The 24,453-nt window shown below is 62.3% G+C and carries 16 protein-coding genes; 2 read left to right on the forward strand and 14 right to left on the reverse strand.

The window, feature by feature from the left end; translation table 11 throughout:
* Positions 1 to 30 precede the first annotated feature (30 nt).
* The 4 genes from NKI99_RS04330 to NKI99_RS04345 all read right to left on the reverse strand — a co-directional run bounded on the left by NKI99_RS04330 (position 31) and on the right by NKI99_RS04345 (position 5,464).
* On the reverse strand, positions 31 to 1,650 hold the full coding sequence (locus NKI99_RS04330; RefSeq protein WP_023808496.1) for an ABC transporter ATP-binding protein: 1,620 nt from the start codon (positions 1,648 to 1,650) through the stop codon (positions 31 to 33).
* Between the two features lie 16 nt (positions 1,651 to 1,666).
* Complete coding sequence (locus NKI99_RS04335) at positions 1,667 to 2,791, reverse strand: ABC transporter permease (RefSeq protein ID WP_352609887.1); 1,125 nt, start codon at positions 2,789 to 2,791, stop codon at positions 1,667 to 1,669.
* Positions 2,784 to 3,707, reverse strand: coding sequence for an ABC transporter permease subunit (locus tag NKI99_RS04340; RefSeq protein ID WP_027035849.1), 924 nt, complete (start codon positions 3,705 to 3,707; stop codon positions 2,784 to 2,786). Before NKI99_RS04340 ends, NKI99_RS04335 begins: the two co-directional genes overlap by 8 nt.
* Before the next feature lie 164 nt (positions 3,708 to 3,871).
* Complete coding sequence (locus tag NKI99_RS04345; RefSeq protein WP_023808499.1) at positions 3,872 to 5,464, reverse strand: peptide ABC transporter substrate-binding protein; 1,593 nt, start codon at positions 5,462 to 5,464, stop codon at positions 3,872 to 3,874.
* 368 nt (positions 5,465 to 5,832) lie between these two features.
* On the opposite strand from NKI99_RS04345, the gene NKI99_RS04350 reads away from it, so the two are divergent.
* Positions 5,833 to 6,288, forward strand: coding sequence for a TadE/TadG family type IV pilus assembly protein (locus tag NKI99_RS04350; protein ID WP_196815282.1), 456 nt, complete (start codon positions 5,833 to 5,835; stop codon positions 6,286 to 6,288).
* Entirely contained in the window at positions 6,289 to 8,043 is a 1,755-nt protein-coding gene (locus NKI99_RS04355; RefSeq protein WP_023808501.1) for a TadG family pilus assembly protein, read from the forward strand.
* Positions 8,044 to 8,056: 13 nt separating this feature from the next.
* Here the strand turns inward: NKI99_RS04355 and bglA are convergent, their stop codons facing one another.
* The 10 genes from bglA to NKI99_RS04405 all read right to left on the reverse strand — a co-directional run bounded on the left by bglA (position 8,057) and on the right by NKI99_RS04405 (position 24,329).
* Positions 8,057 to 9,682, reverse strand: a complete 1,626-nt coding sequence (gene bglA, locus NKI99_RS04360) for a beta-galactosidase BglA (RefSeq protein ID WP_352609889.1) — start codon at positions 9,680 to 9,682, stop codon at positions 8,057 to 8,059.
* Positions 9,669 to 11,684: a glycogen debranching protein GlgX gene (gene glgX, locus NKI99_RS04365; RefSeq protein ID WP_352461321.1), complete on the reverse strand. Its 2,016-nt coding sequence runs from the start codon at positions 11,682 to 11,684 to the stop codon at positions 9,669 to 9,671. The genes bglA and glgX overlap by 14 nt, the downstream gene beginning before the upstream one ends.
* Before the next feature lie 255 nt (positions 11,685 to 11,939).
* Positions 11,940 to 13,568: an alpha-D-glucose phosphate-specific phosphoglucomutase gene (locus tag NKI99_RS04370; RefSeq protein ID WP_352609892.1), complete on the reverse strand. Its 1,629-nt coding sequence runs from the start codon at positions 13,566 to 13,568 to the stop codon at positions 11,940 to 11,942.
* Between the two features lie 3 nt (positions 13,569 to 13,571).
* The gene (gene glgA, locus NKI99_RS04375) at positions 13,572 to 15,017 is read right to left on the reverse strand and encodes a glycogen synthase GlgA (protein ID WP_128302923.1); all 1,446 of its coding nucleotides are present in this window, start codon (positions 15,015 to 15,017) and stop codon (positions 13,572 to 13,574) included.
* 3 nt (positions 15,018 to 15,020) lie between these two features.
* A complete protein-coding gene (gene glgC / locus NKI99_RS04380; RefSeq protein WP_023808506.1) occupies positions 15,021 to 16,286 on the reverse strand; it encodes a glucose-1-phosphate adenylyltransferase in 1,266 nt (421 codons plus the stop codon).
* A 35-nt stretch (positions 16,287 to 16,321) separates the two neighbouring features.
* Entirely contained in the window at positions 16,322 to 18,535 is a 2,214-nt protein-coding gene (gene glgB, locus NKI99_RS04385; RefSeq protein WP_352441331.1) for a 1,4-alpha-glucan branching protein GlgB, read from the reverse strand.
* A gap of 106 nt (positions 18,536 to 18,641) precedes the next feature.
* Positions 18,642 to 21,110, reverse strand: coding sequence for a glycogen/starch/alpha-glucan phosphorylase (locus NKI99_RS04390; protein WP_352609893.1), 2,469 nt, complete (start codon positions 21,108 to 21,110; stop codon positions 18,642 to 18,644).
* A gap of 235 nt (positions 21,111 to 21,345) precedes the next feature.
* Positions 21,346 to 22,155 carry an ATP-binding cassette domain-containing protein gene (locus tag NKI99_RS04395; RefSeq protein WP_352609894.1) on the reverse strand — a complete coding sequence of 270 codons (810 nt, stop codon included), beginning with the start codon at positions 22,153 to 22,155 and terminating at the stop codon, positions 21,346 to 21,348.
* On the reverse strand, positions 22,131 to 23,192 hold the full coding sequence (locus NKI99_RS04400) for an ABC transporter permease (protein ID WP_127269995.1): 1,062 nt from the start codon (positions 23,190 to 23,192) through the stop codon (positions 22,131 to 22,133). Before NKI99_RS04400 ends, NKI99_RS04395 begins: the two co-directional genes overlap by 25 nt.
* Positions 23,193 to 23,351: 159 nt before the next feature.
* A complete protein-coding gene (locus NKI99_RS04405; protein WP_502895823.1) occupies positions 23,352 to 24,329 on the reverse strand; it encodes a sugar ABC transporter substrate-binding protein in 978 nt (325 codons plus the stop codon).
* Positions 24,330 to 24,453: the final 124 nt, after the last annotated feature.

Consider the following 24,453-nt stretch of genomic DNA (forward strand, 5'->3'; position numbering starts at 1 on the left):
GACAGCCAGTGTATCGGTGCGAAGCCTGGTTCAGGCGCTCAGGCGAAATCGCGTCATGTCGATCGCGGCGGCCATCAGCGTCTGTGTGTAAGCGTGCCGCGGATCGCTGAAGATCGCCTCGGTCGGCCCCTCCTCGACGATCTTGCCCTGTTTCATGACGATGATGTAGTCGGCCATGGCGCGCACGACCGACAGATCGTGGCTGATGAAGAGATAGGACAATTCGTGGTCCGCCTGCAGCTTGCGCAACAGTTCGACGATCTGTTTCTGCACAGAGCGATCGAGCGCCGAGGTCGGCTCATCCAATACCACCAGCCTGGGCTTCAGGATCATGGCGCGAGCAATGGCGATGCGCTGCCGCTGGCCGCCGGAGAATTCGTGCGGGTAGCGATTGCGTGCGTTGGGGTCGAGGCCGACCTCGCGCAAGGCGTCGACCGCGCGTTGATCACGCTGCTTGCCCGAGAGATCAGGCTCATGCACCAGAAGTCCTTCGGTGATGACCTGGCCGACGGTCATGCGCGGCGACAGCGAGCCGAACGGGTCCTGGAAGACAAGCTGCATCTGGCGCCGCAGCGGCCGCATCGCCTGCCTGTCGGCTTGGGAAATGTCGCGATCGCCGAAACGGATAAGCCCGTCGCTCGGCAACAGCCGCAGCAAGGCGCGGCCGAGCGTCGACTTGCCCGAGCCGGATTCACCAACGATGCCGATGGTCTGGTTGCGCTGCAGCCGGATCGAGATGTGATCGACGGCACGCAGCATCAGCGGTTCACCAGCAAGAAACCCGCCGCCAATCCTGAACGTCACTTCGACATTTCTGCCTTCAAGCAGCACCGGAGCATTGGCGGGCGGCGGCGCCTTGCTGCCGGTCGGCTCGGACGCCAGCAGCATTTTCGTGTAGGCATGCTGGGGATTGACGAAGATGGCCTCCGCCTCCCCCTCCTCGACAACCTCGCCCTGGCGCATGACATAGACCCGGTCGGCAAAGCGGCGGACGATGCCAAGATCGTGGGTGATGAAGACGATCGCCATGCCGAGCTTGCGCTGCAATTCGGCCAGAAGCATCAGGATCTGCGCCTGGATGGTCACGTCGAGCGCCGTCGTCGGCTCGTCGGCGATCAATATGTCAGGGTCGTTGGCGAGCGCCATCGCGATCATCACACGCTGGCGCTGGCCACCGGACATTTCATGCGGATAGGATTTCATCCGCCGCTCGGGATCGGGAATATGCACCAGCCGCAGCAGCTTGAGCGCCTCTTCCCGCGCGTCGGGGGCATTCAGGCCCCGGTGCCGGCGGATCGGCTCGATCAACTGATTGCCAATCGAATAGAGCGGATCGAGCGAAGTCATCGGCTCCTGAAAGATCATGCTGATCTTGCGGCCACGAACCTGGTTGAGCTCGGATTTGCTAAGCGTCAGAAGATTGCGGCCGCGATAATCGACGCTGCCTGTCGCTTCCCCATTCGATGCCAGCAGGCTCATCGCCGCCATCATCGTCTGGCTTTTGCCGGACCCGGATTCGCCAACCACGGCAACGGTCTCGCCAGATTTGACATGGATGTTGATGCCCTTGACTGCTTCGACGGCGCCGTCAAGCGTGCGGAAGCGGACACGCAGATCCTTGACGCTGAGGATCGTTTCGGAAGCAGCCATCTCGGCGATCCCCATCTTAGCGATCCCTTGGGTCAAGTGCGTCGCGCAGGCCGTCGCCGACGAAATTCAGCGCGAACAGCGTCGAGACGAGGAAGAAGGCGGGGAACAGGAGCAGCCAGTTGGCGGTGCCGATGTTCTTGGCGCCGACCGAGATCAGCACGCCCCAGCTGGTCATCGGCTCCTGCACGCCGAGCCCCAGGAATGACAGGAAACTCTCCAGGATGATGACCTGCGGCACCAGCAGCGTCATGTAGATGACCACCGGGCCGAGCAGATTGGGAATGACGTGGCGCAGCAGGATACCGCGCTGGCCGACACCCATGGCTTCCGCCGCCTGGACATACTCCTGCCGGCGGATCGACAGCGCCTGGCCGCGCACGATCCGCGCCATGTCGAGCCACAGCACGGCGCCGACCGCCAGGAACATCAGCACGAAGTTGCGGCCGAAGAACACCACCAGCATGATGACGAAGAAGATGAAGGGCAAGGAATAGAGCACGTCGACGATGCGCATCATCACCTCGTCGATTTTGCCGCCGGCAAAGCCGGCCGCGGCCCCGTAGACCACGCCGATGACCACCGCCACGACACCCGCGAGCAGGCCGATGGCCAGCGATATGCGCCCGGCCATCAGCGTGCGCGACAATAGGTCCCGGCCGGTGTTGTCGGTGCCGAACAGGAAATATTGCTGCTTGATCGAGGCGCTCATCGTCGCTTCAAGACCGTCGGGCGACTTGCTCTCGATCTTGGTGCCGTCAAAGGCATCGGAACGGTCGAGATAACGGATGTTGCGATCGTCGATCGGCCTGGTCGACTTGACGGTGACGAAGACCTGGTTGCCTTCCTGCCGCCACTCCTTGATCTCAACCCGCATGCGCTTGATCGCTTCGGTAAGCGCCGTCTCGACCATGTCGGCCTTCGGATAGGCTGACAGGCTTGGCGGCATGCGCACATAGTCGGCATAGATGGTAGTGTATTGATGTGGCACGAACCACGGCCCGAATACGCTGACGACACCGATCAGGGCAAGGTAGTACAGGCTGAACATGGCGGCGCGATTGGCCTTGAGACGCGCCCAGGCATCCCCCCAGAGTGAACGGCCGACGACGGCGGGGGCGGCTGTGGCTGCGATGTCAGTCATAGCGCACCCTCGGATCGACGACCGCGTACATGACGTCGACGATCAGGTTGAAGACAATGGTAAAGATGGCGATCACCACCACCGTTCCCATCACCAGCGTGTAGTCACGATTGAGCGCGGCATCGACGAAATAGCGGCCAACGCCTGGAATGGAGAAGATCGTCTCGACAATGACCGAGCCGGTCAGCAATGCCGCCGCCGCCGGACCGGTGAAGGAGACGATCGGCAGGATGGCGCCGCGCAGCGCGTGCTTGACCACCACCGACCAATCGGACAGGCCGAGCGCGCGCGCCGTGCGGATGTGATGGGACCGCAAGGATTCGATCATCGAGCCACGCATCAGCCGGGCGACGATGGCGATCTGCGGCAGAGCGAGCGTCAACACCGGACCGACCTTGTTGATGAAAGCGCCATCGCCCCACCCACCGATCGGCAGCAGCCTCCAGGTCAGCCCGAACAGGAGTTGGATCACCGGCGCGATGACGAAGGTTGGGATGGTGCTGCCGGCCGTCGCCAGCGCGATCACCGTATAGTCGCCAAGCTTGTTCTGGTTAAGCGCCGCAATGGTGCCGAGCACACAACCGAGCAGCAGCGCCAGGACGAGCGCCGAGGCGCCGAGCTGAACCGATATAGGCAGGCCCTTGGCGAAGAGTTCGGTGACGGTGAAGTCCGGCATGTTGTAGCTCGGGCCGAAATTGCCGCGCAGCAGATTGCCGAGATAATGGACGAATTGCAGCCAGAGCGGGTCGTTGAGGCCGAACTGGGCTTCGAGATTGGCCTTGATCTCGGGGCTCAGCCCCCGCTCTTGGTTGAATGGGCCGCCCGGCGCGACGCGCATCAGGAAAAACGCCATGGTCACGATGACGAACAGCGTCGGGATGGCGGTCAGAAGCCGCCGTAATACGTATCGCAGCATCGGTGCCCCGCTTGATCCAGAGCAACGCGCGTCCAGCCGGACGGTTGCGCTCTAGCCTTCAAATCTTCGCACCGACATACCGAAAATCGATTCCGGTTTCCGGACCGATGCGATGGCCAACCAGCACCGCCGCGCATTGAGTTGCGCGGCGGCCCGGCTAAGGATCAGTCCTTACTGATGAAGCGGGACGGATGGATATCCATCACATTGTCGTCGAAGCCATGCAGCTTCGAGGAAACGATGTCGTGGAAGCTGTAGTAGAGAAGCGGAATGTTACCGACGTCATCGACAAGGATGCGCTCGGCCTCAGCGAGGTCCTTCATGCGCTCTTCCGGCTTACCGCCGGCAGCCGCCGCCTTGTCCATGGCCGCTTCATATGCCGGGCTGACATAGCTCGAATAGTTGTTACCGCTGGCCTTGCGGGTGATGCCGAGGAAGGTCTCCGGATCCTTGTAGTCGGCGATCCAGGCGGCACGCGCCACGTCGTAGTCGCCCTTCTGCTCGAGGAAGGAGTAGTGGGTCTTGGTGTCGGTGTTGACGAGCGAGACGTCGACGCCGAGCGGCTTCAACTGTTCCTGGATGGCGACGGCCGTGTTCTTGTGGTTTTCCGACGTGTTGTAGCGGATCTCCATCTTCAAGGGATGCTCGGGCGTATAGCCGAGTTTCTCGAGGGTCTTCTTGGCAGCGTCCTCGCGGTCGATCTGCGACATGTCGGCGTATTTGGCCGTTGCCGGCGAGTAGCCCGCGATGCCCGGAGGCACCATCGAATAGCCAGGCAGCATCGAGTTCTGCCAGACCTTCTCGGCGAGGAAGTCGCGGTCGATCGCCATCGAGATGGCGTTGCGCAGTTCGACATTGTCCCACGGCGCCTTGTCGGTCTTGATCGCATAATAATAGGTGCCGAGATAAGGTCCGACGCGGACCTGGTCGCCGAACTTGGTCTTGAGGTCAGCGAGCTGTTCGGTCGGCAGGTCGCCGTAGCTGTCGAGTTCGCCGGCCTCGAAGCGCTTCATCGCCGATGAGCGGTCTTCGGTCGGGATATAGTTGACGACGTCCATCTTGACGGTCGCGGCGTCCCAGAATTTCGGATTCTTGACCAGCTTCATGTGGTCGTTGGGAATCCACTCGGCCAGCGTATAGGCGCCGTTCGAAACGAGATTACCCGCCTTGATCCAGTCGGCGCCGAGCTTGTCGATCGAAGCCTTGTTGACCGGATAGGTGGCCTGATGGGTCAGCATCTCCAGGAAGTAAGGCGTCGGCGCCTTCAGCGTGACTTCGAGGGTATTTGCATCAATCGCTTTGACACCCATATCCTCCGGCTTGCCCTTCTTGGTGTTGACGTCCTCCGCACCCTTCACCGGGTACAGCATCGAGGCGTATTCGGCAGCGGTGGCCGGGTCTTCCAGCCGACGAAACGAATAGACGAAGTCGTCCGCCGTCACCGGGCTGCCATCCGACCAGAGGCCATCCTTGCGCAGCTTGAAGGTGTAGACAGTGCCGTCGTCGGACACTGTCCAGCTTTCGGCCGCGCCCGGAATGAGGTTCGTCTTCTGGTCATGCATGACCAGGCCCTGGAACAGGTCGCGTATGATATCGGCTTCGTAGACTGTCGAGGTCTTGTGCGGATCGACCGTCTCCGCTTCGGCGGCGCTGCCTCTGTTATAGACGGTCTCGGCGAAAGCCGGCGTGTAGAACGTGCCGGCGGCCAGCGCCATGGTCGTGGCGAGCACCGTCGCCTTCAGCATGTTTTTCAGCATGAAGTTCTCCCTGTCGGCGCTGCCGTTGGCGCGCCTATTAAGTGTTGACGCCCTGGAGCCGATATCTGACCCCTTTGAGCGCGCCGCTGGTTCCCGTCCTGCGGCTCGTGCCCAGACACTAACGCGGAGAATTTTTATTTCAACAGACTCTCTGGGTCACCCAAAGTAAGGCGGACGAAAGCTATGGCGTGGCCGCTGAAACACCAGCCGAAACCAGAAGCTTGACTTGGTTTCTTCACCTCGACGCCATTTTTCACCGCGAATCGGAGCCACGCCAGTTTGCCGGAATGTCTTAATGCGTTCTTAAGCAACCACAGGTTACATTACGATTGCCTTCTATACAGTTCGATCTCAGACGCGTGGCGGCTATGAGCAACGGAGCAAGTAAATTGCCCAAAGTCTTTCATTTGGTGCGAAAATTTCAAGAAGAACGTGGAACTTCAGCGGTTGAATTTGCCTTACTCTCGCCGATCTTCATTCTTCTTCTACTCGGAATGGTTGCATACGGTATATATTTCGGCGCCGCCAACTCGATCCAGCAGATCGCAGCGGATGCGGCCCGCACGGCCATTGCCGGGCTGAACCAGACCGAGCGCCAGACGCTCGTGGCCAGCTTCGTCACCAACAATGCCGGCGGATATCCCTTCGTGGATGTCAGCAAGTTGACCTACCAGGCCAACGACAGCGCGGCCGATGGAAGCCAGTTCGTGGTGGCCATCCAGTACGATGCCCGCAACCTGCCGATCTGGAACCTTTTCCCGGGCATAGCCATGCCCGGGACTACCATCAAGCGCCAGTCAACGATTAGGGTCGGGGGCATTTAAATGCTGCTGCATGCGTGCAATGGGATCGGTCGGCTTGCCCGGTTGATGCTGGGTGACAGGAAAGCGAACTTCACCGTCATGGCGGCATTGAGCGCGCCGGTGGCGCTGGCGCTGGCCGCGGTGGCCATCGACGAAGCCTCGATCTACACCGAGCGCCGCGAAGCACAGGCAATGGTGGATCTGGCGGCGATCACCGCCGCCTCGAACATGACCAAAGTCAACACCGCGGTTGTCACCACGCTGACCGACAACGGCATGCCAGGGGTTGTCGTTCAAAGCTCGGGACAGACGATCGAGCCGGCGGCCGGCAAAACCGTCGTGACGGTCACACCCGGGCGATATGTGGCATCCGGCGCCAATGTGGGCCAGCGTTTCCAGGCCAGCGTAACACCCTACAATGCCGTCCGTGTCACCCTGAAGAAGATCCCGGCCCGCTATTTCGCGAGTTCGCTGATCCCCACTCCCGTCATCGGCACCCAAGCCATCGCCAGCATGACGCCGCAGGCGACGTTCTCGGTCGGATCGAGGCTCGCCAGCCTCGATGGCGGTATCCTCAACGCGCTTCTCGGCGGACTTCTCGGCAGCAACATCTCGCTCAGCGTCATGGACTACAACGCGCTGCTCTCTGCGGATGTGAGCGTGCTCTCCTTCGTCGACGGCCTTGCCACACAGTTGAACCTGACCGGCGTATCGTATACGGATGTGCTGGCATCGAAGGCGACCGTCGGCCAAATCGCCACGGCCATGGCCAATGTGCCGGGGCTTGGCAACACGGCCAAGGTCGCCCTGCAGACGATCGCTTCCAAGTCGACCAGCACGGTCAAGATCCCGCTCAGTCATCTGGTCGATCTCGGCTCCGTCGGCAAGTTGGGCCTCGGCCAAAAGCCGGCCGGCCTTGGCGTCGATGCCAGTGCGATGGGCATGCTGACCGCCGCCGCCGGACTGGCAAACGGTTCGAAGCAGGTCGACGTCGCGCTCGGCGCCGCCATTCCGGGGGTGCTGTCGACCACGCTCGCCATCGCTATCGGCGAACCGCCGCAATCCTCGCCATGGCTGGCGGTTGGCGAGGTCGGCGCCATTGTGCGGACGGCGCAGACCCGCATCAAGCTAATAGTGAAGATCGGGGGCGGCAACAAAAATGTCGGAGGCGGTATCACCTTGGTATCGGTCAGTTTGCCCCTGCATGTCGAAGTCGCCTATGCCGAGGCCAAGCTCATGGACATAAGTTGTCCAACAGGCCCTGACAGTATCAAGGTCACCGTTGCTACACGTCCCGGTATCGTCGAAGGACATCTCGGTGACAGCAGCAGCGCCGGCTTTGCCGATTTCACCAATAAGGAGACGTTTTCCAACACCGAAATCGCGGCCGTGAAACTTCTGCTCATCCCCGTGGTGTCCGTAGTGGGCTCGGCGGCGTTTAACATGGCCAATAACCCCGCGACGACGCTGACTTTCAACAAGGCCGACATCGATGCCAAGACGATAAGGACCGCTTACACGCAAAACTTTACCCAATCGTTGACTACGTCGCTGGTCAGCGGCCTGTCGCTGACGGCGAATTTACTCGGCCTGCCGCTGAATCTGGACGCCCTTCTGGGATTTGTGAAGCCGCCGGTGGTGGCACTTCTGAACAGCGTGGCAGCCCCGATCGATACCTTGCTTGCCAACCTGCTTGGAGCCCTTGGCGTGCGTCTCGGCGAGGCGGATGTCCGGGTCACCGGTGCGACTTGTGGACGCTCCGTGCTGGTGCAGTAGAGCAGTCGAGGCATCAGTCGAGCCTACCGAGGAAGCATCCAAGTCCCGGCAGCAAAAGCTCGACCTCCCTGGTTAGCGAGGCATCGCCGTCAAGTTCCGTAACCACTCCGATGTCCCCCGGCAACGGCCAATTGGCCGATCCCCCGCCGAAATTGAAGACACAGAGCAGTCTTTCGCCGCCGCCCTCGCGAATGAAAGCAAGCAGGTCACCCTCGGCGTCGAGAAATCGGATCGAGCCTGACACCAGCGCCTCATGCTTCCCGCGCAAGGCCAGCGTGGTCCGATAGGACTTCAGCACCGAGGCCGTGTCGGCATTCTGGACGTCGACCGCGCGGGCGCGATGGCTGGCCGGTATCGGCAGCCACGGCCTGGCCGTGGAGAAGCCCGCATTGTCGGCGCCGGCCTCCCAGACCATTGGCGTGCGACACCCATCCCTGCCCTTGACGCCTGGCCAGAAGCGGATGCCGACGGGATCGCGCAGATCCTCATAGGCCAGCTCCGCCTCCTCCAGGCCCAACTCCTCGCCCTCATAGAGGCAGATCGAGCCGCGCAGGCAGGCGAGCAGCATGATCGAGAATCTTGCGACCGCATCGGGATCGCTGTCCGGCCTTGTCCAGCGGCTGACATGGCGCACCACATCATGGTTGGAGAACGCCCAACAGACCCAGCCGTCGGAGACGGCCGCCTCGAAGGCTGCGACGCAGCCACGCACATGCGCGGCCGAGAACTGCGGACCGAGCAGGTCGAAGGTGTAACACATATGCAGCTTGTCGCCGCCGGAGGTGTAGGCGGCGAGCGTCTGCAGCGAACGGCCCTCATCGCCGATTTCGCCGACCGCGGCGCGGTTGTCGTATTCGTTGAGCAGCGCCCTCAAGCGGCGCAGGAACGCCAGGTTTTCCGGCTGCGTCTTGTCGAACAGATGCTCCTGGTAGAGGTAGGTGTTGGTCTCGCCGTTGGTGCCGGCGACGCTCGACGCCAGCGGCGGATTGCTGCGCAGCCAGCGGTCGTGGACATAGTAATTGACCGTATCGAGCCGGAAGCCGTCGACGCCGCGCTCCAGCCAGAACCGCACCGTGTCGAGAAGCGCGTCCTGGACCTCCGGGTTGTGGAAATTCAGGTCGGGCTGCGAGGCAAGGAAATTGTGCATGTAATACTGCCGGCGGGTCGAATCCCATTCCCAGGCCGGGCCACCGAAGACGGAGAGCCAGTTGTTGGGCGCGCCGCCATCGGGCTTGGTATCGGCCCAGATGTACCAGTCGGCCTTGGGGTTATCGCGGCTGGCGCGGCTTTCGACAAACCAGTCGTGCTTGTCGGACGAATGCGACAGCACCTGGTCGATGACGATCTTCAGGCCGAGACGATGCGCCTCGGCGACCAGCGCATCGAAGTCCTCGAGCGTGCCGAACATCGGATCGACATCGCAGTAATCCGACACGTCGTAGCCCATATCGGCCATCGGCGACTTGAAGAAAGGCGACAGCCAGACTGCGTCGACACCAAGCGAAGCGACATGAGCGAGCCTCGACGTAATGCCGGCGAGATCGCCGCTGCCGTCGCTGGTCGTGTCCTGGAAGGAGCGCGGATAGATCTGGTAGATGACGCAACCGCGCCACCATCCGGTCTTGTCACCTGCCGCCATTGCGCTTCTCCCCTGTGCCGGCCTGCGCTCGTTCGATCATGAAGATCACCGCCCGTCCCGATATCGGTCGCGAGCTGTCCGCTGGCTCGGCGGTTTCGAGGGCTGGCACCCAGCAAAATCCTTCACGCTCAGGCAAGGTGAACATGCAGGCCCTACGATCGCCGTTGACGAGCACCGCGAGACGGCGCTCGTCGTCGCTGGCGCCACCCAGGATCATGACAAGACGGTGCCGCTGCGGATCTTGCCAGCTTTGTCCATCGAGCGGCGTGCCCGTTTCGGTCAGCCATGCGACGTCCGGCGTCCCCGAACCTGCCTGCGGCTGGCCAGTTAGGAAGCTTGTATCGAAGAGCGCCGGCATCGACCGGCGCAGCCTCGAGAGTTCCACCGTGTAGCGCTCCAGCGCCTGGTCACGGCCGGCCCAGACGAGCCAGGTGATCTCGTTGTCCTGCGCATAGGCGTTGTTGTTGCCTTGCTGGGTGCGGCCGAATTCGTCGCCCGCGGTCAGCATGATGGTGCCGCGTGAGGCAAACAGCGTGGCGAGCAGCGCGCGCTGATCGTTCAGGCGAGCAGTTGGTACGGCCGGATCGTCCGCATCCCCTTCGGCGCCGTTGTTCCAGGACAGGTTTTCATTGTGGCCGTCGCGGTTCTGCTCGCCATTGGCTTCGTTGTGCTTGCGCTCGTAGCGCACGATATCGGCGAGCGTCATGCCGTCATGGGCGGCGATGAAATTGACGGTCCGACTGGCGTTTTGCCTGTTCGTTGCGAACACATCGGACGAACCGGCAAGCCGGGTCGCCAGCGCACCGACCATGCCGGCGTCGCCGCGCCAGAAGCGTCTGACATCGTCGCGATACTTGTCGTTCCATTCGAGGAAGGGCGGCGGGAAATTACCGAGCTGATAGCCGTCGGAACCGATGTCCCACGGCTCGGCGATCAACACCCGATCGGCCAGCAGCGGGTCGTCGCGCATCGCTCTCAGCAACGACGCCTCGGCATCGAATGTTCCTTCGACCCTGCCCAAAATGGGCGCCAGGTCGAAGCGGAAGCCGTCGACGCCGGCATCCCTGACGAAATGGCGAAGCGTGTCGAGGACCATCTCCTGGACGACAGGATGGTCGCAAGCGACCGTGTTGCCGGTGCCGGTATCGTTGGCCAGCCCGCCGTCTGATGAGTGCCGGTAGTAGGCCTGGTTGTCCAGACCGCGCAGCGACAACGTCGGGCCAAGCCAGTCGCTCTCGCCGGTGTGGTTGAAGACGAGGTCGAGGATGACGCCGATGCCAGCCTCGCGCAGCACGGCGACCGTGTTTCGCAACTCCATGATGCCGCCCGGCGCCAAACGCGGATCGAGGGCCATGAAAGTCACGGGATTGTAGCCCCAGGCATTGCGCAGCCCGAGCGGCGGCAAATGTCGCTCATCGATCGACGCGGTCACCGGCATCAGTTCGACCGCGCCAACCCCGAGTTTTTTCAGATGCTCGATAACCGCCGGGTGAGCAAGTGCGGCGACTGTTCCGCGCAATTTTTCGGGAATGTCCGGATGCAGCATGGTGAAGGCGCGCACCGGCACTTCGTAAATAAGGCCGCCCGGCTGGAATAGCGGCGGGGCAGCCTGCACCGGCTTCGGCAGCGCAGCGGCAATCGCCTTCGGCATCAGCGGTGCGGTATCGGCGCCCTCGCCCCGGCGCTGGGCCAGCCGCCAGTCATAGACATAGGACCTGTCGATCTCGACGGCGTAAGGATCGGTCAGGAGCTTGGCAGGGTCGAACCACAGCCCGCGCTCCGGCGCGTAGTCGCCATCGGCGCGAAAGCCGTAGCGGATGCCCTGGCCAAGGCCCGCAACGAACAGCGCATGGACGCCCTCACCTTCCGGCTGCAGTTCGAGCCGTTCGATTTCCCGATTGCCCTGCTCGTCGAAGATCGAGAGCCAGAGCCGACGGGCGGCCTGCGACCAAGCGGCAAAGCGGATGCCTTCGCGGGTGACGGTGGCGCCGAGCTGGGTCACTGGAAAATACCGCCAAGGTTAGCGCGAGGCACCCCCCTCTGCCCTGCCGGGCATCTCCCCCTCAAGGGGGGAGATCGGACCGTCGCATCGCTTTCGCCAACGGCCAACGCAGCATGAGGAACGAGGCGCTGAAACTGCCGATCTCCCCCCTTGAGGGGGAGATGGCCGGCAGGCCAGAGGGGGGTGCAGCGCCATACGCCCGTCATTATCTAACCTGGCGCTCTGCGAGAGCTATGGGCGCGTGCAGCGCCATCCTCAAGTAATCACACTTGGCTCGGCGCGGCCGGTATGGCTGTGAATCCCGGCAATATCATCGGCCGCGGCTATCAGATCGGCAAGGGCGGCCTGGGTGTCGAGGTCGTGCCTCGACTTGTCCGACTCGTAGCGCTCGATATAGACGCGCAGCGTGGCACCTGACGTGCCGGTGCCGGACAGCCGAAAGACCACCCGCGAACCACCTTCAAACAGCACCCTGATGCCCTGATGCTCGCTGATCGAACCGTCGACGGGATCGTGATAGGCAAAGTCGTCGGCGCTGGCGATTGTCATGCCGCGCACGCTGGCACCCGGCAGCGCGCCGAGCTTGGCGCGCAGTTCGTCGACCAATGCGGTGGCGCGGTCGCTCTCAACCTCTTCATAATCGTGCCGCGAATAGTAGTTGCGACCGTAGGTCGCCCAGTGCTCGGCGACGATCTGCTTGCAGCTTTCGCCCCGCGCGGCAAGAATGTTGAGCCACAAAAGCACCGCCCAAAGGCCGTCCTTTTCGCGGACGTGGTTGGAACCGGTGCCGGCACTTTCCTCGCCGCAGATCGTCGCCATGTCGGCGTCGAGCAGATTGCCGAAGAACTTCCAGCCTGTCGGCGTCTCATAGAGGGCGATGCCGAGTTTTTCGGCGACGCGGTCGGCAGCGCCACTGGTCGGCATCGAGCGGGCGATGCCCTTCAGCCCGCCCTTGTAGCCGGGCGCCAGGCGGGCGTTGGCGGCAAGCATGGCAACCGAGTCCGACGGGGTGACGAAAATGCCCTTGCCGATGATCAGATTGCGGTCGCCGTCGCCATCCGAGGCAGCGCCGAAATCCGGCGCGTCTGGTCCCATCATCTCGTCATAGAGGTGCTTGGCATGGACGAGGTTCGGGTCCGGGTGATGGCCGCCGAAATCCGGCAGCGGCTTGAAATTGCGGCAGGTGCCGATGGGCGCGCCGAGCCGGTTTTCCAGGATCTCCTTGGCGTAGGGGCCGGTCACCGCGTGCATGGCGTCGAAGCGCATGCGGAAGCCGGATTTGAACAGTTTGCGCAAGGCATCGAAATCGAACAGGCTTTCCATCAGTTCGGCATAGTCGGCGACCGGGTCGATGATCTCGACCGTCATGCCGGCGGCCTTGACCGTGCCTGTTGTGTCGATGTCGATCGGATCGATGTCCGCGATCTTGAAGCTCGAAATCGCCCTGGTCTTTTCGAACATCGCGTCGGTCAGCTTTTCCGGCGCCGGGCCGCCATTGCCGGCATTGTACTTGATGCCGAAATCCTCATGCGGGCCGCCAGGATTGTGGCTGGCCGACAGGATGATGCCGCCAAAGGTCTTGTATTTGCGGATGACATGCGAGGCGGCCGGCGTCGACAGGATACCGCCCTGCCCGACCATCACCTTGCCGAAGCCGTTGGCGGCTGCCATGGCGATGGCCTTCTGGATGACCTCGCGGTTGTAGAAGCGGCCATCGCCGCCGATCACCAGGGTCTTGCCCTTGAAACCGTCGAGCGCGTCGAAGATCGACTGGATGAAATTCTCGGCATAGTGCTCCTGCTGAAAGACAGGCACCTTCTTGCGCAGGCCCGACGTGCCGGGCTTCTGGTCGGAATAAGGCTTGGTGGGGACGGTGCGTATCATGCTTCAGGCAACCCTTTTCGAAAGCAGAGAGCGATAGAGTTCGACATATTTTTCCGCGCTCTTGTCCCATGACACATCGGCCTTCATGCCCTGGCGCTGCAACGATTCCCAGACCGCCGGACTGGCATGTGCGTCGACGAGGCGGCGGATGGCGTGCAGCAAGGCACCGCCATTGTTGGGCGCGAACTGGAAGCCGGTGGCGACGCCGGCCGAAACGGCAGCCTCATTGGCGTCGATTACCGTGTCGGCAAGGCCGCCGGTGCGGGCAACCACGGGTACGCAGCCATAGCGCAGGCCGTAAAGCTGCGTCAGCCCGCACGGTTCGAAGCGCGAGGGAATGACGATGGCGTCGCAGCCGCCTTGCATGATGTGCGACAGCCCCTCGTCGTAGCCGACGACGACCCCAATGCGGCCGCGATGCCGGGCGGCGGCGGCGAGCAGCGCGCCTTCGAGGCCGGCATCGCCCGAGCCGAGGATGGCCAGGCGCGCGCCGGTCGCAACAATGCCGTCGACCGCTGTCGCCAAGGTATCCATGCCCTTTTGCCAGGTTAGGCGGCTGACGACGCAGACGATCGGGCTGTCGTCGCGCTCAAGGCTGAAGCGGTCTTCCACGGCGACCCTGTTGGGCGCGCGCGCCTTCAGCGTGCTAGCCGTATAGGTGGACACCAGGTGCTTGTCGGTTTCCGGATCCCAGATGTCGGTGTCGATGCCGTTGACTATGCCATAGAGATCGCTGGAGCGCATGTTGATGAGGCCGTCGAGGCCCATGCCGAATTCCGCCGAGCGGATCTCCTGCGCGTAGGTCGGACTGACCGTGGTGATCGCCCAGGCGGCCTGCAGGCCGGCCTTGAGGAAGCCGACACCGCCATAATATTCGACGCCGTCGAGCGCCATCGCCGCTGCCGGCAGGCCGAGTTCGCCAAAGATGGCGGCGCCGAACTGGCCTTGGAAAGCGAGGTTGTGGACAGTCATCATCGATGGCACGCCGACCGCCTTGCCGTAGCGCATATAGGCCAGGGTCATCGCCGACTGCCAGTCATGGGCATGGACGATGTCGGGTTGGTAGCCAGAGATGGCGCCACCGGCGATGTCGCCGCCGACCTGGCTCAACGCCGCGAAACGCCGCCAATTGTCTGGCCAGTCCACGCCGGTGGCGTTGCCGTAGGGACCGCCGGGACGGTCGAACAGATGCGGCGCATCGAGCACGAACAGTTCGAGCCCGGCGAGTTGGACTGAATGGACGGAGGCCTTGCCGCCCTGCAGCAAGGGATATTGCAGAACCGCCCGCTTCTTCTTGAAGGCGGCCATGACGGTCGGAAACCCTGGGATGAGCGTGCGCACGGTCACGCCCTTGCCCGCCAAGGCAATGGGCAGCGCGCCGGTCACGTCGGCAAGCCCTCCGGTCTTGATCAGCGGAAAGATCTCGGGCGTGACCGACAGAACCTGCATGCGTTAGAGCCCTAACTTGTCGATCATGTCCTGGGTGACCAGGCAGATGCCTTTCTCCGAGACCCGAAAGCGCTTGGCGTCGAGGACGGGATCTTCGCCGACCACCAGGCCTTCCGGTATCCTAACACCATGGTCGATGACCACGCGCTTCAACTTTGCGTTCCGGCCGACATGAACGTCGGGCAGCATGACGACTTCTTCCAGCGTCGAAAAGGAATTGATGCGCGCGCCGGTGAAGATCAGGCTTCTTTTGAGCGACGCACCGGAGACGATGCAGTCGCCCGAGACAAGCGAGGACACGGCCGAACCGCGGCGGCCATCCTCGTCATGCACGAACTTTGCCGGCGGCTTCAATTCGGCATAGGTCCAGATCGGCCAGTCGCGGTCGTAGAGGTCGAGTTCAGGCGTGATGTCGGTCAGGTCGATATTGGCTTCCCAATAGGCGTCGACCGTTCCGACGTCGCGCCAGTAGGCCTCGTTCTCGGCGGTCGAGCGGACGCAGGATTTGGCGAAGCGATGCGCGATCGCCTTACCGTGCTGGACGATATAGGGGATGATGTCCTTGCCGAAGTCGCGGCTTGAGCCCGGCTCGGCCGCATCGCGGCGCAATTGCTCCATCAGGAATTTGGTCTTGAACACGTAGATGCCCATCGAAGCCAGCGCGAATTCCGGCTTATCGGGAATGCCGGGCGGATCGGCGGGTTTTTCGACGAAGGCGATGATGTTGTCCTTGGCATCGACATGCATGACGCCGAAGCCGGTGGCTTCCATGCGCGGCACTTCGAGGCAGCCGACGGTGACATCGGCATTGGCGTCGACGTGCTGGCGAAGCATCATCTCGTAGTCCATCTTGTAGATGTGGTCGCCGGCCAAGATCACCATGTATTCGGGCCCGTAGGCCTCGATGATGTCGATGTTCTGATAAACGGCGTCGGCGGTGCCTTCATACCACTGCGTTTCCGAGACGCGCTGGCTGGCCGGCAGGATGTCGAAACTCTCGTTTCGCTCGGGCCGCAGGAAGTTCCAGCCGCGCTGCAGATGACGGATCAGCGAATGCGCCTTGTACTGGGTGGCAACGCCAAGGCGGCGAATGCCGGAATTCAGAGCATTGGAGAGCGCGAAGTCGATAATGCGCGTCTTGCCGCCGAAATATACGGCCGGCTTGGCACGCCGGTCGGTCAGTTCCCTGAGGCGGCTCCCACGGCCGCCGGCCAATACATAGGCCATGGCATCGCGCGCCAGCGGCTGGGTCCGTTTCAAGTCTGCCATTTCTACCCTCCCAAGTTACTCGATATCGACATGGCTCAGTCGGCAACGAGTTCAAGCATGATCGTCGACAGCGGCGGCAAAAGCATCGTCGCGGAGATGCTTCCTCCCTCCGCCCGTGCCTCGACCATGCCGCCATTGCCCTTGCCGGACCCGCCATATTCGGAAGCGTCGGTGTTGATGATTTCGCGCCATTTGCCTGATATCGGCAACGGCACGCGATAATTGTCACGCGGCACCGGCGTGAAATTGGAAATGACGGCCACCGGGCTGCCGCCCGGTGCACTGCGCAGCCAGGCAAAAACCGAATTCTGGCTGTCATCGACGATCAGCCAGGAAAACCCTTCCGGCTCACAATCACGGCCATGCAGTGCCGGGCGCGAACGGTAGAGATAGTTGAGATCGCGCACCGTCTGCCAGACGCCGCGATGCGGCCGGAATTCAAGTAGGTTCCAGTCGAGCGCGCGCGCCTCGCTCCATTCGCGGCGCTGCGCGAACTCCTGCCCCATGAAAAGCAGCTTCTTGCCGGGATAGCCCCACATGAAAGCGTAGTAGGCGCGCAGCGTCGCAAACTTCTGCCAATCGTCGCCGGCCATCTTGCCAAGCAACGTGCCTTTGCCGTGCACGACCTCGTCATGCGAGAGCGGCAGCACGAAATTCTCGGAGAAGGCGTAGGTCAGGCCGAAGGTGAGGTCGTTGTGGTGGTGCTTTCGGAAGATCGGTTCCTTGGAGAAATACTCCAGCGTGTCGTGCATGAAGCCCATATTCCACTTGAAGCCGAAGCCCAGCCCGCCTTCATGCACCGGTGCCGAGACCTTCGGCCAAGAGGTCGATTCCTCGGCGATGGTCATCACGCCCGGATGGTGGCCGTAGACCTCCTTGTTCATCTTCTGCAGGAAGCTGACCGCCTCAAGGTTCTCGCGGCCGCCTTTCTCGTTGGGGATCCATTCGCCGGCCTTGCGCGAATAGTCGAGGTACAGCATCGAGGCGACCGCATCGACGCGAAGTCCGTCGACATGGTATTTCTCGGCCCAGAACAACGCATTGTTGACCAGGAACGACACCACCTCGCGGCGGCCGAAATTGTAGATCGCGGTGTTCCAGTCGGGATGAAACCCCTTGCGCGGATCGGCATGTTCATAGAGCGCGGTGCCATCGAAATTGGCCAGGCCGTGCTCATCGACCGGGAAATGCGCCGGCACCCAGTCGAGAATAACGCCGACGCCGGCACGGTGGGCGCCGTCGACGAAGCGGGCAAAGCCGTCCGGATCGCCAAAGCGGGCCGATGGCGCGTAGAGCCCGGTCGTCTGGTAGCCCCAGGACGGGTCATAGGGATGTTCAGAGATCGGCATGAATTCGATATGGGTGAAGCCGGTCTCGACCACATAGGGGATGAGCCGGTCGGCCAGTTCGTCCCATGACAGGAACGTACCGTCGTCGCGAAGCTGCCAGGAGCCGGCATGAACTTCGTAGATCGAAATGGCTTCGCGCCGGTGATCGGCATTGCGCCAGAAATTGCGATGCGCCTCATCGCCCCACTCATGCGCCGGCGGCACAGCAACGACCGAAGCGGTGGCCGGACGCAGTTCGGATTTGAAGGCGAACGGATCGGCCTTCAGCGGCAGCCTGACGCCGTCGGGGCCGATGATCTCGTATTTGTAGGGCCGGCCAGCACCGATATCGGGAATGAACACCTCCCAGATGCCGGTGTCGCGGCGGTCGCGCATCGAGTGCCGGCGGCCGTCCCATTCGTTGAAATCGCCGACCACAGAGACACGCCGCGCATTGGGAGCCCAGACGGCGAAATGCACGCCCGTGGCGCCTTCGTGCTCGATGACATGGGCGCCGAGCTTGTCGAACAGCCTGAGATGCGATCCCTCGGCGATGTAGTAGTCGTCCATCGGCCCGAGCACCGGACCGAACGAATAGGGATCGGTCAGCCACCAGTCGCCGCCGGCGTTGCGCGCGTGATAGCGAAGCGGTTGCCGCTTCTTGATCGAGAGCTTGCCTTCGAAAAAGCCGCCATCGTCGCGCCTGGACAATTCACCCGCGATGGTGCCGGTCAGCGTATAAGCGGTGACGAATTCGGCATTCGGAACAAAGCAGCGGGCCACAAAACCCTTCCCAGCCTCCTGAACACCGAGAACGGCAAACGGATCGCCATGCGTGCCGGCAACAATCGCCGCAACATCGCTGGCTGCCGCCAGTCCGTCCGGCCCGCTTGTCGCAGCGGTCGCGCGCAGCTTCTTCATCAGGCAGTGTCCCTCCCCGGCACCGAGTGTTTGTTTCTAGTGGTGTGATCCGACTTTCAAGTTCACACCACCGGGACCACATTGTTTGCGGCCTCATGCAATCACATCAGGCAGGCACGTTCCAGATTTCTTTCGCATATTGGCGGATCGTGCGATCGGAGGAGAACCAGCCGACACGCGCCACATTGCGGATTGCCCTGGCGTACCAGTCGGGACTGTTGCGCCAGACCGCATCGACCTCGCGCTGGGCGGTGGCATAGGCATCGAAATCGGCGGCGACCATGAACCAGTCGCTGTTGTAGAGACCGTTGACGAGGTCGCGGTAACGCTCCGGATCGTCCGGCGAGAAGACGCCTGACGAAACAGCCGCGACCGCTTGCGCCAGCTCGGGCGATCCTTCGATGACGGCGCGCGGATCGTAGCCGTTGTTGCGCCGCTCGGCGACCTCGGCGGTGGTCAGGCCGAAGATGAAGATGTTGTCGTCGCCGACGCATTCCTTGATCTCGACATTGGCGCCGTCGAGCGTGCCGATGGTCAGCGCGCCGTTCAGTGCGAACTTCATGTTGCCGGTGCCCGACGCTTCCATGCCGGCGGTCGAGATCTGCTCGGACAAGTCAGCGGCCGGCATCATGATCTCGGCAAGGCTGACATTGTAATTCGGCACGAACACTACCTTCAGCAGACCGCGCACGGCCGGATCGCGGTTGATGACTTTTGCGACATCGTTGGCGAGTTTGATGATCAGCTTGGCATTGTGGTAGCTGGGCGCCGCTTTGCCGCCGAAGAATTTCACGCGCGGCATCCAGTCGCGCTCGGGGTGCGAGCGGATCTGGTCATAGAGGGCGATCGCCTCGAGGATGTTCAGAAGCTGGCGCTTGTATTCGTGGATGCGTTTGATCTGGATGTCGAAAAGCGCCGAAGGATCGACCTTGATGCCGAGCCGGTCGGCGACGAGGTTGGCCAATCGCGCCTTGTTGGCGCGCTTGACGGCGGCGAACTTGTCGCGAAAGACGGCATCGCCGGCGAAACCGTCGAGATCCTTAATGGCGTCGATGTCATCGAGAAAACGGTCGCCGATCGCCTCGCGGGCGAGCGACGTCAGTCCGGGATTGCATTGGATCAGCCAGCGCCGCGGCGTGATGCCGTTGGTCTTGTTGTTGATACGATTGGGGTAGAGCTTGTGCAGGTCGGCGAACACCGTCTCCTTCATCAGGTCGGTGTGAAGAGCCGAAACGCCGTTGATGGAATGCGAGCCGACAAAGGCCAGATTGCCCATGCGCACCCGGCGGTCGCCATTTTCCTGGATCAGCGAGATGCGGCCAATCTGCTCGTCCGAGAACTGGTTGGAAGCACGCGCCTCCAGAAGCACTTCAGCGTTGATGGCATAGACGATCTGCATGTGGCGCGGCAAAAGCCGCTCGAACAGCGGCACCGGCCAGCTTTCCAGCGCCTCGGGCAGCAGTGTGTGGTTGGTGTAGCCGAAGGTGCGCTGGGTGATATCCCAGGCCTGGTCGAAGTCCATGCCGTGGACGTCCATCAACAGGCGCATCAACTCCGGCACGGCGATGGCGGGATGGGTGTCGTTCAAGTGGATCGCAGCCTTGTCGGGCAGCGACTTCAGGTCGCCATATTGGCTCAGATGGCGCTGCACGATGTCCTGCAGCGAGGCGGTGGAGAAGAAATACTCCTGCCGAAGCCGCAGTTCCTGCCCGGCCTTGTGGGAATCGGCGGGATAGAGCACGCGCGACAAGGCATCGGCCTTGTTGCTTTCGGCTAGCGCGCCGATGTGGTCACCGGCATTGAATTTGTCTAGCAGGATCGGATCGACCGGCATCCCCGACCAGAGCCGCAGCGTGTTGACGCGGTTGGCCCGCCAGCCGACGACGGGCGTGTCATAGGCGACGGCCAGCACATGCTCGGTCGGTTTCCAGACATGGCGTTCGAGGCGCCCGTCCTTGGAGGTGATCGATTCCACCGAACCGCCGAAACCAACCTCGAAGGAGCGTTCGCGACGTTCGAATTCCCACGGGTTACCGTGATCAAGCCAGGTCTCTGGCAGTTCGACCTGCCAGCCGTCGTGAATCTCCTGCCGGAACATGCCATTGGCATAGCGGATGCCGTAGCCATGCGCCGGAATGTCGACGGTCGCCATGCTTTCCATGAAGCAGGCCGCGAGCCGGCCGAGGCCGCCATTGCCGAGCGCCGCATCGGGCTCGAGTGCTGCAATCAAGTCGAGGTCGACACCCAGCGACGACAGCGCCTCGCGCATGTTGTCCATCAGGCCCAGATTGGAGAAGGCATCACGCATCAGGCGGCCGATGAGGAATTCCAGCGACAGATAATAGACGCGCTTTTCCTTCTGGTCGTAAGCCTCTCTCGTCGCCTGCATCCAGTGATCGACGATCCGGTCGCGCACGACCTTGATCGAGGCGGTCAGCCAGTCGTACTGGGTCGCAACGGTGGTGTCCTTGCCGACCCTGTATTTGAGGGCCACCAAGACTTCACGTGCGAGTGTCTTTGGATCAGGATTTTCGAGCAGTGGCGGAAGGGGTTCGGATGTCATCGCGCTCGTCATGATGCCTCTCGTGCGGTTGCCATGATCATACCGGCTTTCATCGCTCCTCCCAGCCCATGCTAGCTGATACCGCCATATATTCAATCGATTTAAACAGGTTCGATCCGGCTTGCCCCCTGCGGCAATTTGGCAATTCTGAAGTGTGACGCGTCAAGACGGCCCGCGCGACGCGCTTCAAATTCCTGTTCCGTGCTTGCCGCTGTTGCCAAGCACCAGCCACTTTGGGCGACATGTATCAAGCCGCCAGCGCCGCCTCCGGCGGGGCCTTGGCTCCTGTCATGAAGGCGACGGCATCGGACATCGTATATTGCTTGGGGTCGATGACGGCGAGGCGACGGCCCAGCCGATGGATGTGAATGCGATCGGCCACTTCGAAGACATGCGGCATGTTGTGCGAGATCAGCACGATCGGGAGGCCGCGCTTCTTGACGTCGAAGATCAATTCGAGCACGCGGCGGCTTTCCTTGACGCCAAGCGCGGCCGTCGGTTCGTCCATGATCACCACCCGACTGCCGAAGGCGGCCGCACGTGCCACGGCAACGCCCTGTCTTTGGCCGCCCGAGAGCGTCTCCACAGCCTGGCTGATGTTCTGGATGGTCATCAGGCCAAGTTCGGTAAGTTTGTCGCGGGCGCGCTTTTCCATCGCCGGGCGATCGAGCATGCGAAGCCAATCGCCCAGAAAACCCGGTTTACGGATTTCGCGGCCAAGGAACATGTTGTCGGCGATCGACAGCGCGGGCGACAGCGCCAGGTTCTGGTAGACGGTCTCGATGCCGGCTTCGCGGGCCTCCATCGGCGATTTGAAGGAGACGGGTTTTCCTTCAAGCCGGATCTCGCCTTCATCGGGCACGGCAGCGCCGGAAATCGCCTTGATGAGCGACGATTTGCCGGCGCCATTGTCACCGATGACCGCAAGGATTTCGCCGGGGTAAAGGTCGAAGTCGGCGTTGTCGAGGGCGGTGACGCGGCCGTAGCGCTTGACCAGGCCACGCGCGGTGAGAATGGGTTCCTGGGTCGTGGTCATGCCGAAACCTTTCTGATCCATTGGTCGACTGCCACGGCGCCGATGATCAGCACACCGGTGAGCAGCACCTTCCATTGCGGATCGGCGCCCAGCATGTTGAGGCCCATGGAGACGACGCCGACGATCATCGCGCCGAACAGCGTGCCCAGGATCGAGCCACGTCCGCCGAACAGGGAAATACCGCCGATCACCGTCGCGGTGATCGCCTGGAGATTGTAGTCGGTGACGGCGGCCGACGGCGAGATCGAGCCGTTGCGGCCGATGGAGACCCAGGCAGCGAAAGCGGCGATCAGCCCGGCAAGGGTGTAGACCGTCATCAGCACCTTCTTGGTCTGGATGCCCGACAACTTCGCCGCCTCCTGATCATCGCCAACGGCGTAGACATGGCGGCCCCATGCCGTGTGATTGAGCACGTACCAGAGGATCATCACGAGCACGACCGTGGCAATGACGCCGAGCGTCAGCACCGCCGTGCCGACCTTGAAGCTGATGGCAAAGAGATGCAGCAGCGGCGCTTGGGTGTCGACATCGGTGTCGCGGATCGTCTCGTTGGCCGAATAGATGAAGTTAGTGGCCATGACGATGTTCCAGGTGCCAAGCGTCACGATGAAGGGCGGCAGCTTCATGTAGGCGACAAGCACCCCGTTGAGCAGCCCGCAGGCCGCGCCGGCGGCAAGCCCGATCGCCACGGCGAGCGCGCTCGGCATACCGTAGCTGACAGCGCAATTGCCCATGATCACCGCTGAAATTACCATGATCACGCCGATCGACAGGTCGATGCCGGCGGTCAGGATGACCAGCGTCTGTGCGGCACCCAGAATGCCGATGATGGCGATCTGCTGCAGGATAAGCGTCAGCGTATAGGACGAAAAGAACCGCCCTCCGATGGTGATGCCGAAGACGATGATCGCCAGAACCAGGACGATCAGCGGCACCGCGGCCGGCGTCGAATGCAAGAAATGCTGGATGCGCTTGACGGCCGATTTGTGCTCGTCAAAAGCAGCAACGCTGGTGTCGCTGCTTGAGAGAACCTTCTCGAATTCCTGAGCTTGAGCCATGTTTACTCCCCGTAGGCTTCAGCCAAACGCCGACGCCAGTCCACGCCTTTCCGGTCTGCTGCCGGGATTGTTCGCGGTCACGCGAGCCATCGTCCACCCGAAGCGGCCGGGGATCAAGCCCCGGCCGCTCAGGTTCCCTGGATGCCTGTCAGACCGGGATCAGCCCCAGCACTTGGCGAGGCCTTCCTTGGTGTCGATGGACTTCACGCCGGTAGCCGGCTTGTCGGTCACCAGGTTGACGCCGGTGTCGAAGAAATTCTTGCCTTCGGTCGGCTTCGGCTTGGTTCCGTCTTTGGCAAAAGCGGCGATCGCCTCGATGCCGAGCGCTGCCATCTGCAGCGGGTATTGCTGCGAAGTGGCACCAATGACGCCTTCGGCCACCGACTTCACTCCGGGGCAGCCGCCGTCCACGGAGACGATCAGCACCTGGCTTTCGAGGCCGACAGCCTTGAGCGCCTGGTAGGCGCCGACAGCGGCGGGCTCGTTGATGGTGTGGATGACGTTGATGGTGTTGTCCTTCTGCAGGAGGTTCTCCATCGCCTTGCGGCCGCCCTCTTCGTTGCCGTTGGTGACGTCGTGGCCGACGATGCGCGCATCGTCCTCATCGCCGATCTTGTTGGGATCCTTCACGTCGATGCCGTAGCCCATCATGAAGCCCTGGTCGCGAAGCACGTCGACGGTCGGCTGCGAAGGCGTCAGGTCGAGGAAGCCGATCTTGGCGTCCTTGGCCTTGTCGCCGAGCGTGGCGGCTGCCCAGGCACCGATCAGCTTGCCGGCTTCGAGATTGTCCGTTGCAAAGGTCGCGTCGGCGGCGTCGATCGGATCGAGCGGCGTGTCGAGCGCGATCACCAGCAGGCCCGCATCGCGCGCCTTCTTCACGGTAGGCACGATGCCCTTGGTGTCGGATGCAGTGATCAGGATACCCTTGGCGCCGTCGGCGATGCAACTCTCGATGGCCGCGACCTGGCTCTCGCTGTCGCCGTCGATCTTGCCGGCATAGGTCTTGAGGTCGACGCCGAGTTCCTTGGCCTTCGCGGTGGCGCCCTCCTTCATCTTGACGAAGAAGGGATTGGTGTCAGTCTTGGTGATCAGGCAGGCACCGACACCAGCCGCGGATGCGGACGACGCAGACGCCATCAGCCCCAGAGCCGCGGCGGCAAACACGGTCGATTTCAACAGTTTTGTATTGGTCACGATTTCCTCCCAGTGGAACTATCCGGATGCCGGCCAACCGGCACCTGCAGCGCGTCCAACGAAATTC

It is taken from the genome of Mesorhizobium sp. M0239, from assembly GCF_040321815.1.
Taxonomy (GTDB): Bacteria; Pseudomonadota; Alphaproteobacteria; order Rhizobiales; family Rhizobiaceae; genus Mesorhizobium.

Excerpts from the sequence above, each read along its gene's own strand:
- NKI99_RS04330 (WP_023808496.1), bottom strand. The coding sequence starts at position 1,650 with ATGGCTGCTTCCGAAACGATCCTCAGCGTCAAGGATCTGCGTGTCCGC.
- NKI99_RS04335 (WP_352609887.1), bottom strand. The coding sequence starts at position 2,791 with ATGACTGACATCGCAGCCACAGCCGCCCCCGCCGTCGTCGGCCGTTCA.
- NKI99_RS04340 (WP_027035849.1), bottom strand. The coding sequence starts at position 3,707 with ATGCTGCGATACGTATTACGGCGGCTTCTGACCGCCATCCCGACGCTG.
- NKI99_RS04345 (WP_023808499.1), bottom strand. The coding sequence starts at position 5,464 with ATGCTGAAAAACATGCTGAAGGCGACGGTGCTCGCCACGACCATGGCG.
- NKI99_RS04350 (WP_196815282.1), top strand. The coding sequence starts at position 5,833 with ATGAGCAACGGAGCAAGTAAATTGCCCAAAGTCTTTCATTTGGTGCGA.
- NKI99_RS04355 (WP_023808501.1), top strand. The coding sequence starts at position 6,289 with ATGCTGCTGCATGCGTGCAATGGGATCGGTCGGCTTGCCCGGTTGATG.
- bglA (WP_352609889.1), bottom strand. The coding sequence starts at position 9,682 with ATGGCGGCAGGTGACAAGACCGGATGGTGGCGCGGTTGCGTCATCTAC.
- NKI99_RS04370 (WP_352609892.1), bottom strand. The coding sequence starts at position 13,568 with ATGATACGCACCGTCCCCACCAAGCCTTATTCCGACCAGAAGCCCGGC.
- glgA (WP_128302923.1), bottom strand. The coding sequence starts at position 15,017 with ATGCAGGTTCTGTCGGTCACGCCCGAGATCTTTCCGCTGATCAAGACC.
- glgC (WP_023808506.1), bottom strand. The coding sequence starts at position 16,286 with ATGGCAGACTTGAAACGGACCCAGCCGCTGGCGCGCGATGCCATGGCC.
- glgB (WP_352441331.1), bottom strand. The coding sequence starts at position 18,535 with ATGAAGAAGCTGCGCGCGACCGCTGCGACAAGCGGGCCGGACGGACTG.
- NKI99_RS04390 (WP_352609893.1), bottom strand. The coding sequence starts at position 21,110 with ATGACGAGCGCGATGACATCCGAACCCCTTCCGCCACTGCTCGAAAAT.
- NKI99_RS04395 (WP_352609894.1), bottom strand. The coding sequence starts at position 22,155 with ATGGATCAGAAAGGTTTCGGCATGACCACGACCCAGGAACCCATTCTC.
- NKI99_RS04400 (WP_127269995.1), bottom strand. The coding sequence starts at position 23,192 with ATGGCTCAAGCTCAGGAATTCGAGAAGGTTCTCTCAAGCAGCGACACC.
- NKI99_RS04405 (WP_502895823.1), bottom strand. The coding sequence starts at position 24,329 with ATGGCGTCTGCGTCGTCCGCATCCGCGGCTGGTGTCGGTGCCTGCCTG.